The sequence below is a fragment of the Tessaracoccus yangjingae genome, assembly GCF_055326235.1.
Genome location: NZ_JBUZNN010000007.1, coordinates 119,072 through 135,123 on the forward strand (window position 1 = coordinate 119,072; position 16,052 = coordinate 135,123).

A 16,052-nucleotide genomic window follows, 5' to 3' on the forward strand; every position below is an offset into this window, starting at 1 on the left:
TTCCGGTCCGAGGAATGCGCCCGGCCCGGCCCACTTCGCATACCGCCGGCCACCTCGCATAGCCAGCAGGGTGTGCGACGAGGGCCACCGTATGCGAAGTGGTGGGGACCTGTTCGCGCGCAAGCTGGCGCCGCCGCTTCACGGCATCCCCAGGTGCGCGCCCGCTCGGTGAACTACTGTCGAGTGCACAGGGAGGGCCGGCCCAGCGAACGAGTGTCGGCGGCGATCTCCCGACGGGGGTGGAGAGCATGAAGAGCGCGCGCACGCCGTGCGTGGTGATCGTGGCGGTGGTGCTGGCGTTGGGTGCGGGCGGCTGCACCCTCGAGTCCACTCGGGATGAGATCGGCGCGAAGGCGCTGAGCACCTCGCCGTCACCTTCGGAACCACGTGGCTCAGAGGCCGCCGTCTTGCCGCCGACAGCAGCCCCGACGGTGACGGAAACCGTCGAGCCGAGCGAGCCCACGCAGATTCCGGTGACGTTCTCCGCCGTCATCGACGGCGACACCGTCGAGACAAGCCAGGGCACCGTCCGTCTGATCGGCATCGACTCCCCTGAACGGGGTGAGTGCGGTCACGACGAGGCGTCGATGGCGATCGGTCGTGCCGTGTCCGTCGGTGATGTGGTGACGCTCGAGCTGCCGGAAGGGCAGAACGACCGCGACTCCCACGGGCGCCTCCTCCGCTACGTCATCATCGAGAGCGGCGTCGACCTGGGCCAGATGCAGGTGGAGGCCGGCAACGCGATCGCCCGGTACGACTCGACGGACGGCTACCCCGCGCACCCCCGCCAGGCGGCTTACCGCGCCGCGCAGTTGGCCTCGGTGGGTCCGGATGGCTCGGTGATCACCGTCGTCTGCCGCGAGGAGCCTCAGGAGAGCGTTGCGCCGCTCGCTGCGCCGGTGGCGCCGGTGGTGACGGAGGATCCGTGGTGGGAGCAGTACGGGTCGTGTAGCAAGTTGAAGAAGAACACCGTCGGGCATCCGACAGGACCGTTCAGCGTGGACGACCCGGCTGAGGTGGAGATCTACAACTGGTTCCAGTACGGCACTGGCCACAGCGGCGACGGCGACAACGACGGCCTCGCCTGCGAGTAGACGGCGGGGTTGGCGCGGCGCGAGGCGCCAGCCCAGAGAGGCCCCTCCATCCCTTCTGCCCCCGCCTCCATCCGCCACGGCTCTCCGGCAACACTCACATGCCGCCGGGGAGTATTGAGGGGCCGAGTATTTCGCCGGTTGCGCTCACGTCCTTGCGCGCATGGTCCGTCGGCGCTTGCCGCGACCGTCAGGGTGTGTAGCCAGGTAGCGCTCCCGTGGGCGCACCCCGCCTCCGGCGGGCCAGGGCGCGGTACCTACCATGGAAGGGCACATTCAACGTCGAATGGAGTAGCGATGTACCCGCACCTGTTGTCCCCGATCACCATCCGCGGCCTCGAACTGCCGAACCGGATCGTCTACCCGGCCATGGGGACCAAGATGGCCACCCAGGACAAGTTCGTCACCGAGCAGCTGATCCATTACCAGCTGGCCCGCGTCAAGGGCGGCTGTGGGCTGAACTTCCTCGAGGTGGCCTCCGTCTACGAGCCGGCCTCGCCCGCCAAGTTCGTCTCGGTGGCCCACGACAGGTTCCTGCCCATGCTCACCAGGTTCAACGACGTGCTGCACGCCGCGGGCGGGAAGACCGGGGTGCAGCTGTGGCTGGGTGGGGTCGCCGTCGCCTCTGATCCCACCGCCCGGATCCTCACGCCGAGCCCCATGCCGCTCAGCGCTGACTACACGGTGCCGGCGATGACACTCGACGATATCGACGCCGCAGTCGAGGCGTTCGGGCAGGCGGCCCGACGCTGCGTCGAGGCCGGCTTCGACACTCTGGAGTTCCACGCCGCCCACGGCTACACCCCGCACATGTTCCTCTCCGGCGCGCTGAACCAGCGTGACGACGAGTACGGCGGCTCGCTGGAGAACCGCGCCCGGTTCCTGCTGCGCATCATCGGGGCGATGCGGGCCAACGTGCCCGCGGAGATGCCGCTGTTCATGCGCGTGGATGCCCAGGACGATTACCTCCAGGGAGGGCTCACCACCGAGGAGGTCATCCAGTTCTGCACGTGGGCGGGGGAGGCCGGGATTGACGTGCTCGACGTGTCGCGCGGGAACCTGTTCGGGCCGGGGCTCAAGTACGAGGTGCCGTCGATCGACCTGCCGCGGGGCTTCAACGTGGCCAATGCGGCGCGCGTCAAGCGCGAGACGGGCATGCTGACCATGGCCGTGGGCCGGATCAACCGCGGCGATCAGGCCGAGGAGATCCTCGCCAGTGGGCAGGCTGACCTCGTGGTGATGGGCCGGGCCCAGTTGGCGGATCCCGAGTTCGTGACGAAGGTCAGCCAGGGCCGCGAGGACGAGATCGTCTACTGCATCGGCTGCAATCAGGGATGCTTCGACGGCTTCGTCGACCCGGCGATGCCGCACATCACCTGCCTGCGCAACCCCTCCGTCGGGCTGGAGGATGAACAGCAGCTCAAGCCGACGTCGGACCCGAAGCTGGTCTACGTGGCCGGGGGCGGTGTCGGCGGGATGCAGGCGGCAACCCTGCTGCACCGGCGGGGGCACCACCCCGTGCTGTTCGAGCAGACGCACGAGCTGGGCGGCCAGTTCCTGCTGGCGGGGATGGCGCCTCGCAAGGCGGAGATGCGTGAGGCGGCGATCGCGATGGGCAGGACGCTGGTCAAGGAGGGCGTTGAAGTGCGGATGCACGACCAGCTCACCCCGGAGAAGCTCGACGGCGCCGACGCGCTCATCGTCGCGACGGGCGCGCGGCCAATCCTGCCGACGTTCCCGGGCCGCGACCTCCCGCATGTGTGCGACTCCCATGACGTGCTGAGCCAGACCGTGTTCCCGTCGGGCAACGTGGTTGTCGTGGGCGGTGGCCTGGTGGGCTTGGAGGTGGCCGAGTATCTGGTGGGGAAGGCCACGTCGGTGACTGTGCTGGAGATGCTCGGCGCCGTCGGCGAGGACATCGGGCAGATCCGCAAGATCAGCGTGATGGAGGAGCTGGCCGCGGCCGGGGTGCGGATGATTCCGGGTGCGACGTGTCGCGAGATCACCCCGAGCGCGGTGGTCTATGAGCACGACGGCGAGCTCGCGGAGCTGCCGTACGACTCGGTGGTGCTGGCCGTCGGTGCGCGGTCGCGCCCGACACAGGCGCTTGAGGATCGCGCGGCCCAGCTGGGGATTCCCTGCTACGTGATCGGCGATGCGAAGGAGGCTCGACGGGCGATCCAGGCCATCCATGAGGCGACGAAGGTCGCGCTGGCGATCGAGTGAGGACGGCGGCAGTCATCACGTTCGAACGTGTTGACTGCCTGTTGGCTGATGCCCACTTGTTCAGCGATGGCCTTCCTGATGAGTGTCGTGGCGTCGCCGAGCCGTTCCGCGCGATCGCTGTCGTGAAGGCGTCGAGGAGAAGCATCCCCGCCGGAGGTTGCTCCGGGCCGCTGCTGGGGTGGTTCATGTCCGCCCGTATCAACTGGGTTGTGGGCTCGTCTGTGCGGGCGTCTTCTTCATAGTTGTCGATGAAGTCAGCCCGGAAGTAATGCCTGACTCCGGTCAGATTCCGGGCAGCGGCGCGGATCGGTGAGGATCCCCCCCCCGACATGCCGCCCTGCCACTGGTGGCCCGGCCGATCTCCCTGCCGGCTTGTCTCAAGACCGCGGCTTGTGGAGGCTCATGTCCGGATCTGCCGAGTTGCGCCGCCGGCGAGGTGATCCAGAAGGCGGCGGCCACCGGCGCGGAGAGCGCCGCTGCTGTGAAGCGAATCGGGAGCCAAGGCATCGACAAGGCCACTGAGGTGTTCCGCGCAGTAGACCTTGACGGCGACGGCGTCCCAGACCAGCCCCGTGCGGCCGCTGCGGCTCAGAAGGCGGGGGCTGCGATCAAGGGGGCAGCGAGCTCCGTCGGCGGGGCGCTGGGTGGACTGTTCAAGAGGAAGGCGGAGAACTCGCCCGTCCCGGAGGAGCGCCGTGAGGGCGACCCAGACGAGGGACGCTGACACAGCGCGCTGGACCAGGGCTGCTCAAGACTTCGTGTGGCTGGAGCAGGGCGTGCCGAGGGTGGTGGTCGATGCGAAGTACAAGGCGGAGAAGCCGAGCGGCTTCCCCCAGGCCGACCTCTACCAGATGCTGGCGTACTGCACGGTGCTCGGGCTGCCCGAGGGGCACCTGGTGTATGCGAAGGGCTACGAGGAGGCGAGGACGCACGTTGTGCGGAGGGCGGGGGTGCGGATCGTCGCGCAGACCCTGGACCTCGAGCGGAGCCCGCCGAACTGCTCGCGGAGGTGAAGCGGCTGGCGGCCCATGGGGGTCTGCCGCATGCCGGACAGACGACCCCTGTATGGGGCCCAGGCCTCAGGCAGTCCTACGGGCCAGTAGTCGTGGGGGAAGCGTCGGGAGAGCCTTCTGGCGACGGGTTCTCGGCAGTCCCGACGGGCGTGGGCCCGGGCTGTGTGCCTTCTGGGGAGTTCGAAGTGGCGGACTCAGAGGCAGTGGGCGACGGGGACTCGGGTCCACCGGGTGAAGCGGCTCGACCCCCGATCACCCCGACCACGGACACCACGAGCACGATGCCCACCACGGACAGCACATAGGAGACGTGGAGCCGGCCATTCCTGAGGAGGCCAGAGAGCCCCTCGTACTGGTTACCCATATCTGTGTTTGGCATCAGAAGAACTCGATCGATGGATTGCCGTTTTGGGTGGTATCGCCGGAAGATCGCAGGCTGCGGAGTACCTGTTGCCGCTCTTCAGGCGTCAGATTTCCCTCGCGAAGCACCGTGGCAGCCGTGCGGCCACTGGCATCTTCCGATGCCGTTGCCTTGGCGACCTGTGCCTGGGTGGCCGCCTGGACGCCGAAGACGGTGCCGATGAGGGTGCCGACCATTGTGGTCACGGGAGCGATGGCGGCTGCGACCTCCGTGGCTGTAGCGAGGAATAGCAGAGACAGCGAGAGCGACGCGAGAACGATGACGAATCCAAGGGCCACCAGATCTCGTCCTAGCGCCACTCGGATGTGCGGTGGTTCACCGCTCCCTAGCGAGGGCGTTGGCCCGGCTGGCTTGTCGATGGGGGTGCTGCCGTTTGCCCCGACCGCAGCGCTGTCGTCGGATTGATCCGGCGGTTGCGTGACGCTTGACATGGCGGAATTGAAGTCGAAGTATCACCTGGCGTCAATGACCCCTGATCTCTGCCGCAAGCGGGTGGTGGGATTTCGGTTTACGGCCGGACTATTGCGGTCCCAATCGTGTCAACGATGCTCCAGACAGCTTTGCCGATGCATGAACCACGTAGGAGATCCCGTACTCCTAGACAGGATCGAGTATCGGGTTTGGCGCGCCGATTAGAGCACGCTGCCTGCAAAGAATTCCAGAGGGACCGCTCTATCCATCACGGCGTCTGGGCACACGCCTCGCATCTCGGCATGCCATGGATCCTCCCTCATTGGTTATCGCTACCTACCCGAGTCCCCCTCCATATCCGATCCGGGGGCCGGCTCGATGCCGTGTACTCGGTGAACGTCCCGGGTGCTTGTCACGCGCTGTCGCCGTCGTGCCCATCAAGGTGGAAGTGGGTTGCGAGGCGATCAAGAGTGAACTCTTGGCGGAGCTTGCATGCGCTGTTCTGGTTCGCAAACATGCCCTTCTCCCAGTAGGCGTGATCAGCGGAGACAGCGTCGATCCAGCGCACGGGTATGACCCACTCCGCGACGTCGTCGTCCTCACGCTCTGGGGGAGCCGCATGGCGATAGGCGCCGGTCAGAGTCTGCTTCGCCAGCGGAACCATCTGGCCGGCCACCTCGATATGCGCGTCGTCAAAGCGCCGCGCCTCTCCCAGCGTGACCCCGACAGCAACGTAACCCCGCTTCGGGATATGCACATTGACCCGAGCGCCTTCCGGTACGGCTCGCAAGGTTCGTGAGTACCAGGGATCTCCGCCTGCTGAGACGAAGCCGTACCTGAATCCGTCTGCCCATGACCGCCCACCGAGCTCGTCGCCGAACGAGATGAACCAGTCGCGCTGGTTCCACTCTGCCCGCTTCCCAGGCCGACGCTTCGGTGCGGTGGGTGCTGCTCCATTGTCATCGCTGGTTGCGAACCATGAACGAGCCAGGTATTGGCGGCCCTCGTCTTCGAGGAAGGAGAAGAAGACGGCGTTGATGGGAACGCCAAAACCACGCAGGTAGGTGACGATGCGCTCCGAGCCCGAATCAAGCTCGGTTGCCACGATCGTCAGGCGTAGATCGGCGTTGATCTCATCCGGAGGCGTACCACCGAATGTCTCCTCGAAGGCAACCTCGAAGGGCTGGTCGAGGTGGGCGTTGGCGATGACAAGCACCTCGTCGCGAGTGAGCGCCGAAACCCACGATCCGTAGTCCAGCGCCTGGGCGACCACATCGCGAGGCGTCCTGTCCCGCTTCAACTCAAGGACGTAGAGGTTGCCTTCACCATCGACCGCGAGCAGGTCGATGTACTTGCCATACGGTGTTCGTACCTGGCGTCCGATCACCAAGAGGCGCTCACCCAACAGAGACGGGTCGCGTTCAAGGAACTCTTCGAGCGTCGCCTCCGACGGAAGAGTGCTTGCTCCCAGCCTGCGCGGCATGTCTCCGTCGATGCGCCACATTCCCATTTCAACTGGCATGCCGCCAGTCTGCAGGACCAAGCGGTTCGTCGCGTCAGCAACGGCCGAGAACAGCCCTACTTCGGACAGGGAGGCTGAGGTCGGCGCACGCGTGGGAGTGCCGTGCATCGAACGTCATATCCGCGACGCTCCCTGGGAGCGCGAGCGGCAAGACTCCGCCCGGCTGCCCGTCGCTTGGGCAGCCGGGCCGGGTACCCACGTGGGTCAGCTGCGGTAGCGATCTGCCATGGGGTCGACCGTGGTGGGGTTGTACTGCCGGAGCTGGCCGAGGCGCTTTCCGGGCTTACCGGCGACCCCATTGACCAGCTTCGTGTCGAGGCCGAAGGAGAGCACCGCCGTGGCAATCGCGTCGGAGTTCACGTCCAGGGCGTGCTGGTTGACGTTGTCGACCGTGTCGCAGGCCTTGTGGTAGCAGGGGTCGTACGCGATGCCCGCAGTGCCCCCGTACACCGCCGCCTCCCCAGCCGTCTTGAGGCCCTCCGCGCCGGTGAACAGCCCGCCGGACGGGATGCCGATCGCGACGAAGGGGCCGTAGTCGGAGCGGCCCGAGAACGCCGAGTCCTGATAGGGCTCGCCCCGGCCGGTGTAGTAGCGCTCGAAGACGTCCTCGATCTTGTCCGAGCCCGCGGGGATGAAGCCAGTAGGCGCGGTGCCGCCGGAGTTGTCGCCGTCGTAGATGCCGAAGGTGTAGTTGGGGGAGGCCACCATGTCGAAGTTGAGATAGAGGGCGATGCGGGCGGCATCAGCGGTGGTCAGACCCGACACATAGTGTGCGGAGCCCAGCAGGCCCGATTCCTCTGCCCCCCACCAGGCGAATCGGACTGTGTTAGCCGGCTTGACCGTGGCCATCTGGAGCGCCGTCTCGAGCAGGGCGGCACTGCCGGAACCGTTGTCGTTGATGCCGGCAGCACCTTGGACGCTGTCGAGATGGGCGCCGGCCATCACAACGTTGTCGTCGTTGCCGGTGAGCGTCTCTGCGAACACGTTCTGCGTGGTGCGCTCCTCCTCCAGGTAGTCCACGGTCACTTGGACCGTTGTGCCGAAGGTCTGGGAGAGGTCGATACCTGCAGCGAAGGTGGTGAAGACGGCCGGGATGGTGAGGCCGGTGGCGTCGCCGATCATGGTCGTCAGGCCCGTGCGGCCGGTCTGGCCCTCGTTCATCACGATGACCGCACTCGCCCCGGCGCCCTGGGCGTTGAGCACCTTCACGTTGAAGCCGCAGGTGCCCCGCTGCACGAGAGCCACGCCGCCCGCCGGGAATCCGGCGAAGTCGGTGGCGTCGCAGCCGCTGGTGCTGGTATCGGGGGCGGGGGCCGGCGGGATCTGAAGATCGACCGGCACCAGCAAGCCGGTGGCCGTCCCTTCCGGCGTCCCGCTGTCGAACCGGTTGCGGAGGAAGTCGACACCCTCCACGAAGGACACAGGGAGAGGCGAAACCCGCACCAGCTCGGAGTTCTCCACGAGGTACGTGAAGCTGAACTCCTGCACCGTCGGTTGATAGCCGGCGTCTTCGAGTTGCCCGACGACGTAGTCGACCGACGCGTCGTACCCCGGGCGGCCGGAGGCACGGTCCCCACCGTTGTCGTCGGCAATCTGCTGGAAGGCTTCGAGGTGGCCCATGACTCCGTCGGCCGTCACCGCCTGCGTGAGCTTCCGCACGGTGTTGTTGGTGCTCGGGGCCGCGTTGCCGGGGCTTGCGGTCGAGGCGGCGAAGAGCGCTGCGATAGCCGCCAGTGCTGCTGTCCTGAGTCTGGCCACGAAACTGCCCCTCTGTGCCGGCCGTCCTGGCTGGACGGGGCTGCTGTCCCCAGCGGACAGCTCCAGGCGACCGCACGACCCAGCGGGCCTTGCGGCGGCATCGTGATCTGCGGCGCCACGCAACAATGGGCCTTCGGCAAGGCGACCGCGACCCGCCCTACCCCGTCGACGCCTCCAGGCATCGGATGACGGCCAGCACGCCCCGGTGGTCGTCGGCGGTGACCGGGGGGCAGCGCGTCGAAGACGGGCCCGACCCCACTCGGAGTCGGACGGTCATCAGGCTGATGATGGAACGTGAACGGGGAGCGATAGGCGACTGCGGCGCTGATCTGCCGCGTCCACGGGCCGCCCTCCCATGGTCCAACTGTTCCCCTAGCCCCGGGGGCATCCATTTGTTAGCCTGATGGAGCGCAAAGCTGCGCTTCGGAGCCTCGTGAAGGGAGGAGAGAGATGTCACCCATTGCTGTGCACGCCTTCTCAACCCCCAATTCACTTGAGGCCCCCGCCGCCTGACCTTCGCCGTCGGGTGCCTCCTCCTCAGGAGAAACCACCCTTGCCCAACCTTCTGTCGTCGTTCAGTTGGAGCGACGCATCCACCACCACCTACCGCGACACTCTCGCCGACAACCAACGCTGGTCCACCTGGGACTCCATCGAGCGGCTCTGCCGTGGACCCGAGCCCTGGCCGGACTGGCTGGTGACGGCCGCGGCCGCCGTCGACACCGACCTCGGGCTGCTCAAGTCCGGCAAGGAGGCAGACGTCTCCCTTCTCGAACGCGCCGTGCCCGACGACCCGACGCGCTCCGTCGTCATGGCCGCCAAGCGCTACCGGTCCACCGACCGCCGGCTCTTCCACCGCGACACCGGCTACACGGAGGGTCGCCGCATCCGCAACAGCCGCGACACTCGCGCAGTCGCGCGGAAGTCCACCTACGGCCGCGCCGTCGAGTCGGGGCTGTGGGCGCGCGCCGAGTGGAACGCGCTCGTCACCCTCTACACGGCCGGCGTGCCCGTGCCGTACCCTGTGCAGGTCGACGGCACGGAGATCCTCATGGAGTTCATCTCCGACGGCGACGCCGCGGCCCCGCGCCTCCACCAGACCCGCCCGTCGGCCGCACAGCTGGACCACCTGTTCACGCAGTTGCGGAAGGCGATGCAGACCATGGCCCGCCTCGGCCTCGTCCACGGCGACCTCAGCCCGTACAACACGCTGGTGTCTGGGATCGACGACGACGAGCCGCGGCTGGTGATCATCGACGTGCCACAGCTGGTGGACCTGGCGTCGAACCCCTACGCCTTCGACTTCCTCCGCCGCGACTGCACCAACATGGCCGCCTGGTTCAGCCGCGCGGGGCTGCCGGTCGACGGCGACGACCTCCTCGGGGAGGTGCTGGCGCACGCCTGGTGAAACCCAGGCAGATGAACAGCTGTAACACCTACTGCAACATCGATGTTGCAGTAGGTGTTACAGCTGACCCAGTGCCCAGGTGGCTCGTGGGTCGCGCTTGGAGTTGCCGCGCCACGTCACGATGCCCTCCTGCTCGGCTTTCCGATACAGAAGTGCATCGCCAGCCGCTAGGGTGACGGCATGTCTGACGGCCGGGTGGGGCGACGCCTCTGGTTCTGGGTGATCGTGCTCGGGCTGACGGGCCAGCTCGCCTGGACCATCGAGAACATGTACCTCAACGTGTTCGTCTACGACACGATCACCGACAACCCCGCGGTACTGGCCACCCTCGTGGCGGCCAGCGCGGTTGCGGCCACCGTCGCGACGCTGCTCGCCGGGGCCTGGTCGGACCGCAGCGGGCGCCGTCGAGAGTTCATCGCCGCCGGTTACGTGCTGTGGGGGGCGACGACGGCGGCGTTCGGGCTGGTCGACGTCGAGACCGCCGCCGCGATGGTGCCCGCCGTCGACGCAGTGGTGGTGGCTGTCGTCGGCATCATCGCCCTCGACTGCCTCATGAGCGTCCTCGGCGCCACCGCCAACGACGCGGCGTTCAGCGCCTGGGTGACCGACTCCACCACGGAGCACAACCGAGGCAAGGTCGACGGCGTGCTCGCCACCTTCCCGCTGCTCGCGATGCTCGTCGTCTTCGGCGCGCTCGACCCGCTCACCCGGGGCGGGCACTGGATGGCGTTCTTCTCGATCATCGGCGGCGTGACTGCGCTGGTCGGCGTGATCGCGTGGTTCGGGCTCCGCCAGCCTGCCCGCCCCCGGCCGGGCGGCAGCTATCTCTCGACGGTGATCCACGGCCTGCGGCCCAGCACCATGCGCACCAACCCGCGGCTCTACGCGGCGCTGGCCGCGTGGGCGGTCCTCGGCACCAGCACGCAGGTGTTCCTTCCGTACCTGATCATCTACGTGCAGAGGTACCTGCGCATCGACGGCTACGCCATCGTCCTCGGATCCGTGCTGCTCACCGCGGCCGTCGCCAGCGCCCTCGGCGGGAGGGTGCTGGACCGCGTGGGGCCCTCGCGGGGGATCCTGCCGATCATGGGCATCTACGTCGTCGGCCTCCTCGCGATGTTCCCGGTCCGCGGCATGCTGCCGGTGATCGGCGCCGGCATCGTCATGATGTCGGGGTTCATGCTGGGCGTGGCCGCCATCTCGGCCACGGTGCGCAACCTCACTCCACCCGCCCGGGCCGGCGAGGTCCAGGGGCTGCGGATGATCGCCGCCGTGCTGGTGCCGATGGTGGTCGGCCCGTTCATCGGCGCCGCCGTCATCTCCGGCGCCGACGAGACGTTCGTGGACTTGGGCGTCACCAAGCAGGTCCCCACCCCTTGGATCTTCCCAGCGGCCGCGCTGGTGGCCGTCCTCATCGTCGTCCCCGTCTACGTCCTGCGCCGCGCCGAGGCCAGGGCCCGAGAGGAGGTCTCCGCGTGATCACACCCTGGGGCGAGGCCCTCGATCCAGACCACGTCCTGCCCGAGTACCCGCGCCCGCAGCTCGTGCGCGACTCGTACCTCAACCTCAACGGCCGCTGGGATTACGCCTTCACCCCCATCCGTGCCGGGGCGCCCGCCGTCCCGTCGTCTTGGGATGGGGAGATCGTCGTGCCGTTCTCACCCGAGGCGCCGCTGTCGGGCGTGGACCGCGTGCTCCAGCCCGACGAGCACCTCTGGTACCGCCGCGACCTCACCCTCCCCGACGGCTTTACCCGCGACCGCGTGCTCCTCCACTTCGGCGCCGTGGACCAGGACTGCGACGTCCTCGTCGACGGCGTGCGCGTCGGCGGCCACCGGGGCGGCTACCTGCCCTTCACCGTCGACGTCACCGACGCCCTGGCCGACGGCGGCCCGCACGAGCTGGCCGTCCGTGTCCGCGATGTGACCGACACCTCCTGGCGCGCCAAGGGCAAGCAGCGGTTGGGCGGCTCCGAGGGCATCTGGTACTCGCCGCAGTCGGGCATCTGGCAGAGCGTCTGGGTGGAATCGGTGCCCGCGCGGTGGGTCGAGAGGCTCGTCCTCACCCCGGATCTGGCCACGGGCGGGTTGGAAGTCACCGTCGTCGACGGGTCGGGTCTTCCCGGGACCGCAGAGGTGACGGTCAAGGCCGAGGGCCGCGAGCTGGCGCGGGCGGAGGTGCGCACCGGCACCCCGACCCGGATCCACCTGGGCGACGACGTCCGGCGCTGGAGCCCGGAGGACCCCTTCCTCCACGACGTAGAGGTCCGCCTCGGCGACGACGTGGTCACCAGCTACGTCGGGATGCGCTCCTACTCCATGGGGCCGGATGCCGAGGGCAGGACCCGGCTCCTCCTCAACGGCGAGCCCTACCTGCACGCCGGCCTGCTGGACCAGGGCTACTGGCCCGACGGCCTCTACACCGCGCCGTCGGACGAGGCCCTCATCCACGACATCCAGACCGCGAAGGACCTCGGGTTCACGATGCTGCGCAAGCACATCAAGATCGAGCCGCTGCGCTGGTACCACCACTGCGACCGGCTGGGCATGATCGTCTGGCAGGACATGGTCAACGGCGGCCGGCCGTACAGCAAGGTGGTCATCCACGCGCCGGTGAAGGTGCCGCAGTTCTGGCTGAGCGACCGCTGGCACGCGGCCCTCAGGCGCGCGGACGCCGAGGGCAGGGAGGAGTTCCTGGCGGAGCTGGACGCCACCGTCGAGCTGCTGCGGTCGGTCCCGAGTGTCGCGGTGTGGGTGCCGTTCAACGAGGGCTGGGGGCAGTTCGACTCCGTGGCCGCCACGGAGCGCATCCGCGCACTGGACCCCACCCGGCTCGTCGACCACGCCTCCGGCTGGTACGACCAGGGCGGAGGAGACCTGGCCAGCCGGCACGTCTACTTCCGCCGCTTCGCGCTGTCCCGGAGGGATGCCGAGGAGCCGCGCGCCGCGGTGCTGTCCGAATTCGGCGGCTACTCGCTGCGCGTGCCCGGCCACACCTGGACCGACGCCGAGTTCGGGTACAAGAGCTTCTCCGACCGCACCGCTTTCGAGCGGGCGTTCCTCCGGCTGCAGCACGCCGAGGTGGGCCCCGCCGTCGACGACGGCCTCGCCGCCTTCGTCTACACGCAGCTCGCCGACGTGGAGCAGGAGACCAACGGGCTGATGACCTACGACCGGCGCGTGCTCAAGGTGGACGCCGACCAGGTCCGCAGCTCCAACCTCCGCCTCCGCGAGCGCCACGACCGGGCCGCCGGTGTCGCGGCCGCGCGCCCGGTGAGGGTGCACGAACGCGAGATCACCGGGCCCGTGTCGCTGACGCTGGCGGACGGCCGCCTCAACCCGGACGCCGTCGGCTGGACGCGCACGCCGATGATCACCACCGACGGCGTGGGTCGCGGCCGGGTGGGCCGGGGCCGCAACAAGCGCTGGGAGTACTGGGCGGTCACCACGCCCAGCCACATCGTCGCGCTGGTCACCTCGGACATCGACTACGCCGCTGTCCACGGCATCTGGTTCCTCGACCGCGCCACCGGTGCGGTCATCTCCCACGACGCCATCGGGGTGCTCGGCGGCAGCGTCACGCTCCCCGGAACCCTGGGCGCGGGCCCGGTGCGCACCTCGACCAAGGCAGTGAAGATTGCCGTCGACGAAGACGCCGGCGGCACTCGGCTGCGCGCCCGCGGGGACCGCGTCTCCTTCGACATCTACGCGCACCGCCCCGACGGCCACGAGAGCCTGGGCGTCGTCGTGCCGTGGTCGGAGACGCTGTTCCAGTACACGGTCAAGGACGTGGCGCGCCCAGCGAGCGGCAGCATCACCGTCGACGGCGTCACCCACGTGGTGCCCGACGGCGAGTCGTGGGCCGCGCTGGACCATGGTCGCGGCCGCTGGCCCTACGACATGCGCTGGAACTGGGGCGCCGGTTCGGGCCGCACCGACGGGAGGGTGGTCGGCATCCAGGTGGGGGGCCGGTGGACCGACGGCACCGGCGCCGTGGAGAACGCGCTGGTGGTGGACGGGCGGCTGACCAAGATCAGCGAGGAGCTGGTCTGGGAGTACAGCACCACCGACTGGCTGGAGCCGTGGCGGGTCACCGGGACCGACGTCGACCTCACGTTCACACCCTTCCACCTCAAGGAGTCGGTCATCGACCTCAAGGTGTTCGCTGGGATCACCCACCAGTGCTTCGGCCACTGGGCGGGACGCGTCCGCGACGAGACGGGTGCCTGGATCCGGATCGCCGACGTCGTCGGCTGGGCCGAGGACGTCCACAACCGTTGGTAAGCCGACGGCGGAGGTCGCTGAGTCGGAGGCCCACTGGCTGCGGACGGCAGGCGTAGCCTGAGGTGAGGGCATCATCCTCACCTCAACGCGACGAGGAGGGTAACCATGAACGTGCTCGTGGCATATGCGACCCGGCACGGATCCACCGCAGGCATCGCCGAGCGGATCGCCGAGGTGCTCACGCGGGAAGGCCACACCGCGGTGGCGACACCGGTCGAGGAGGCGGGCCCGCCCGGCGGCTACGACGCGGTCGTGCTCGGCGGGGCCGCGTACATGTTCCACTGGCTGAAGCCCGCGCTGCAGTATGCGCGGCGCCACCGGGAGGCACTGGCCGCACGGCCGGTGTGGCTGTTCAGCAGCGGACCGCTGGGCACCGACCAGGTGGACGCCGACGGCAAGGACGTGCTCACCAGCTCCCGCCCCCGCGAGTTCGACGAGCTGACCGATTCCTTGTCGCCCAGGGGCGAGCGGGTCTTCTTCGGTGCGTTCGACCCCACCGAGAAGCCGATCGGGCTCGGCGAGCGGATCACGCGCGCCATGCCTGCCGCTGAAGGCCTCCTGCCCCAGGGCGACTTCCGCGATTGGGAGGAGATCGAAGGCTGGGCAGAGCAGATCGCCGTCGAGCTCTCGGGGAGCGACGAGCGGGCGTGACGTGACCCGCGGCCTCGACAGGCCGGGGCCACGCCGTCGTCACGTTGAGGTGGTGCGAGACGCCTGACGGGGCGCCTCAGCTGAGGGCGCGCCGCACCGTCTCCTGGAGTTCCTTCCAGCTCACGATGAACTTCTCCACGCCCTCGTCCTCGAGGACCTGGAACGCGTCGTCGAGGTCGACGCCCGCCTCCGCGATCTCCGCCAGGACGGCGCGACCCTGGTCCGCGGTGCCCTCCATGGGGGTGCCCACCGCGCCGTGGTCGGCGAATGCGTTGAGGGTCTTCTCGGGCATGGTGTTGACGATGTTGCGGGCCACCAGATCCGAGACGTAGAGGGTGTCGGGGTAGGAGGGGTCCTTGGTGCCGGTGGACGCCCAGAGGGGGCGCTGCGGGTTGGCGCCCTTGGCCTTGAGCGCGGCGAACCGCTCCGAACCGAACACCTCGTCGAACGCGCCGAGCGCGACCTGCGCGTTGGCGATGGCCGCCTTGCCCTTGAGGTCCTCCCTGCCCAGCGTCGTGAGGCGGGCGTCGATCTCGGAGTCGACTCGCGAGATGAAGAACGAGGCGACGGAGTGGATGGTGCTGAGGTCGCGGCCGGCGACGTCGGCGGTCTCCAGGCCGGTCAGGTAGGCGTCCATCACCTCGCGGTAGCGGTCCTCGTTGAAGATGAGGGTGACGTTGACGGAGATGCCGCGGCCGATGACCTCGGCGATCGCGGGGATGCCCGCCTTGGTGGCGGGGATCTTCACCAGGAGGTTCTCGCGGCCCACGATGTCGTAGAGCTTCTGGGCCTCCGCGACGGTGGCGTCGGTGTCGTGCGCGAGCTCCGGCGAGACCTCGATCGAGACGCGGCCGTCGAATCCGCCGGTGCGGTCGTAGATGGGCTTGAGGAGGTCCGCGGCGTCGCGGACGTCGGTGGTGGTGGCCAGCTCGATTGCCGCGTCGACGTCGGTGAGGCCCTGGAGCTGCGCGGCGTAGGAGTCACCGTCGCTGAGGGCGGCGGCGAAGATGGTGGGGTTGGTGGTCACGCCGACCACGGACCTGGTCTCGATCAGGTCGGCGAGGTTGCCGGAGGTGAGTCGCTCGCGGGAGAGGTCGTCGAGCCAGATGGAGACGCCTGCGTCGCTGAGGGTCTTGAGTCGGTCGTTCATGGGCATCCTTCTGTGGAATTTGGGGTCGCTTCGACCCTAAGCGGCCGGCTCGGCCCGGGCCGAGGGGTTGCGCTAAGTTGCCCGCCTGGTGGGGCACTTGAGGAGTCGGCCGCGGCTG

12 protein-coding genes are annotated in these 16,052 nt (G+C 68.6%); 8 read left to right on the top strand and 4 right to left on the bottom strand.

Annotation, left to right across the window (positions count from 1 at the left end; genetic code table 11):
- Positions 1 to 248 precede the first annotated feature (248 nt).
- The 4 genes from ACZK5D_RS11505 to ACZK5D_RS11520 all read left to right on the top strand — a co-directional run bounded on the left by ACZK5D_RS11505 (position 249) and on the right by ACZK5D_RS11520 (position 4,330).
- A complete protein-coding gene (locus tag ACZK5D_RS11505; protein WP_463665363.1) occupies positions 249 to 1,094 on the top strand; it encodes a thermonuclease family protein in 846 nt (281 codons plus the stop codon).
- Between the two features lie 294 nt (positions 1,095 to 1,388).
- Positions 1,389 to 3,317: a bile acid Fe-S flavoenzyme BaiCD gene (gene baiCD, locus ACZK5D_RS11510; protein ID WP_463665364.1), complete on the top strand. Its 1,929-nt coding sequence runs from the start codon at positions 1,389 to 1,391 to the stop codon at positions 3,315 to 3,317.
- Between the two features lie 481 nt (positions 3,318 to 3,798).
- Entirely contained in the window at positions 3,799 to 4,041 is a 243-nt protein-coding gene (locus ACZK5D_RS11515) for a hypothetical protein (protein ID WP_463665365.1), read from the top strand.
- The gene (locus ACZK5D_RS11520) at positions 4,013 to 4,330 is read left to right on the top strand and encodes a 5-methylcytosine restriction system specificity protein McrC (protein ID WP_463665366.1); all 318 of its coding nucleotides are present in this window, start codon (positions 4,013 to 4,015) and stop codon (positions 4,328 to 4,330) included. Before ACZK5D_RS11515 ends, ACZK5D_RS11520 begins: the two co-directional genes overlap by 29 nt.
- 378 nt (positions 4,331 to 4,708) lie before the next feature.
- Here the strand turns inward: ACZK5D_RS11520 and ACZK5D_RS11525 are convergent, their stop codons facing one another.
- The 3 genes from ACZK5D_RS11525 to ACZK5D_RS11535 all read right to left on the bottom strand — a co-directional run bounded on the left by ACZK5D_RS11525 (position 4,709) and on the right by ACZK5D_RS11535 (position 8,442).
- Complete coding sequence (locus ACZK5D_RS11525) at positions 4,709 to 5,182, bottom strand: hypothetical protein (RefSeq protein WP_463665367.1); 474 nt, start codon at positions 5,180 to 5,182, stop codon at positions 4,709 to 4,711.
- Positions 5,183 to 5,574: 392 nt separating this feature from the next.
- On the bottom strand, positions 5,575 to 6,684 hold the full coding sequence (locus tag ACZK5D_RS11530) for an endonuclease NucS domain-containing protein (protein WP_463665368.1): 1,110 nt from the start codon (positions 6,682 to 6,684) through the stop codon (positions 5,575 to 5,577).
- A 204-nt stretch (positions 6,685 to 6,888) separates the two neighbouring features.
- Positions 6,889 to 8,442, bottom strand: coding sequence for a M28 family peptidase (locus ACZK5D_RS11535; protein WP_463665369.1), 1,554 nt, complete (start codon positions 8,440 to 8,442; stop codon positions 6,889 to 6,891).
- A gap of 553 nt (positions 8,443 to 8,995) precedes the next feature.
- On the opposite strand from ACZK5D_RS11535, the gene ACZK5D_RS11540 reads away from it, so the two are divergent.
- From ACZK5D_RS11540 to ACZK5D_RS11555, 4 genes are all read left to right on the top strand, one after another.
- Positions 8,996 to 9,850, top strand: a complete 855-nt coding sequence (locus tag ACZK5D_RS11540; protein ID WP_463665370.1) for a serine protein kinase RIO — start codon at positions 8,996 to 8,998, stop codon at positions 9,848 to 9,850.
- Between the two features lie 180 nt (positions 9,851 to 10,030).
- Positions 10,031 to 11,329 carry an MFS transporter gene (locus ACZK5D_RS11545; RefSeq protein WP_463665371.1) on the top strand — a complete coding sequence of 433 codons (1,299 nt, stop codon included), beginning with the start codon at positions 10,031 to 10,033 and terminating at the stop codon, positions 11,327 to 11,329.
- The gene (locus tag ACZK5D_RS11550; RefSeq protein WP_463665372.1) at positions 11,326 to 14,133 is read left to right on the top strand and encodes a DUF2804 family protein; all 2,808 of its coding nucleotides are present in this window, start codon (positions 11,326 to 11,328) and stop codon (positions 14,131 to 14,133) included. The genes ACZK5D_RS11545 and ACZK5D_RS11550 overlap by 4 nt, the downstream gene beginning before the upstream one ends.
- Before the next feature lie 105 nt (positions 14,134 to 14,238).
- The gene (locus ACZK5D_RS11555) at positions 14,239 to 14,784 is read left to right on the top strand and encodes a flavodoxin domain-containing protein (protein ID WP_458995640.1); all 546 of its coding nucleotides are present in this window, start codon (positions 14,239 to 14,241) and stop codon (positions 14,782 to 14,784) included.
- Positions 14,785 to 14,860: 76 nt separating this feature from the next.
- Here ACZK5D_RS11555 and tal read toward each other — a convergent pair whose 3' ends face one another.
- Positions 14,861 to 15,934, bottom strand: coding sequence for a transaldolase (gene tal / locus ACZK5D_RS11560; protein ID WP_458995641.1), 1,074 nt, complete (start codon positions 15,932 to 15,934; stop codon positions 14,861 to 14,863).
- Positions 15,935 to 16,052: the final 118 nt, after the last annotated feature.

Excerpts from the sequence above, each read along its gene's own strand:
- ACZK5D_RS11555 (WP_458995640.1), top strand. The coding sequence starts at position 14,239 with ATGAACGTGCTCGTGGCATATGCGACCCGGCACGGATCCACCGCAGGC.
- ACZK5D_RS11545 (WP_463665371.1), top strand. The coding sequence starts at position 10,031 with ATGTCTGACGGCCGGGTGGGGCGACGCCTCTGGTTCTGGGTGATCGTG.
- baiCD (WP_463665364.1), top strand. The coding sequence starts at position 1,389 with ATGTACCCGCACCTGTTGTCCCCGATCACCATCCGCGGCCTCGAACTG.
- tal (WP_458995641.1), bottom strand. The coding sequence starts at position 15,934 with ATGAACGACCGACTCAAGACCCTCAGCGACGCAGGCGTCTCCATCTGG.
- ACZK5D_RS11530 (WP_463665368.1), bottom strand. The coding sequence starts at position 6,684 with ATGCCAGTTGAAATGGGAATGTGGCGCATCGACGGAGACATGCCGCGC.
- ACZK5D_RS11505 (WP_463665363.1), top strand. The coding sequence starts at position 249 with ATGAAGAGCGCGCGCACGCCGTGCGTGGTGATCGTGGCGGTGGTGCTG.
- ACZK5D_RS11525 (WP_463665367.1), bottom strand. The coding sequence starts at position 5,182 with ATGTCAAGCGTCACGCAACCGCCGGATCAATCCGACGACAGCGCTGCG.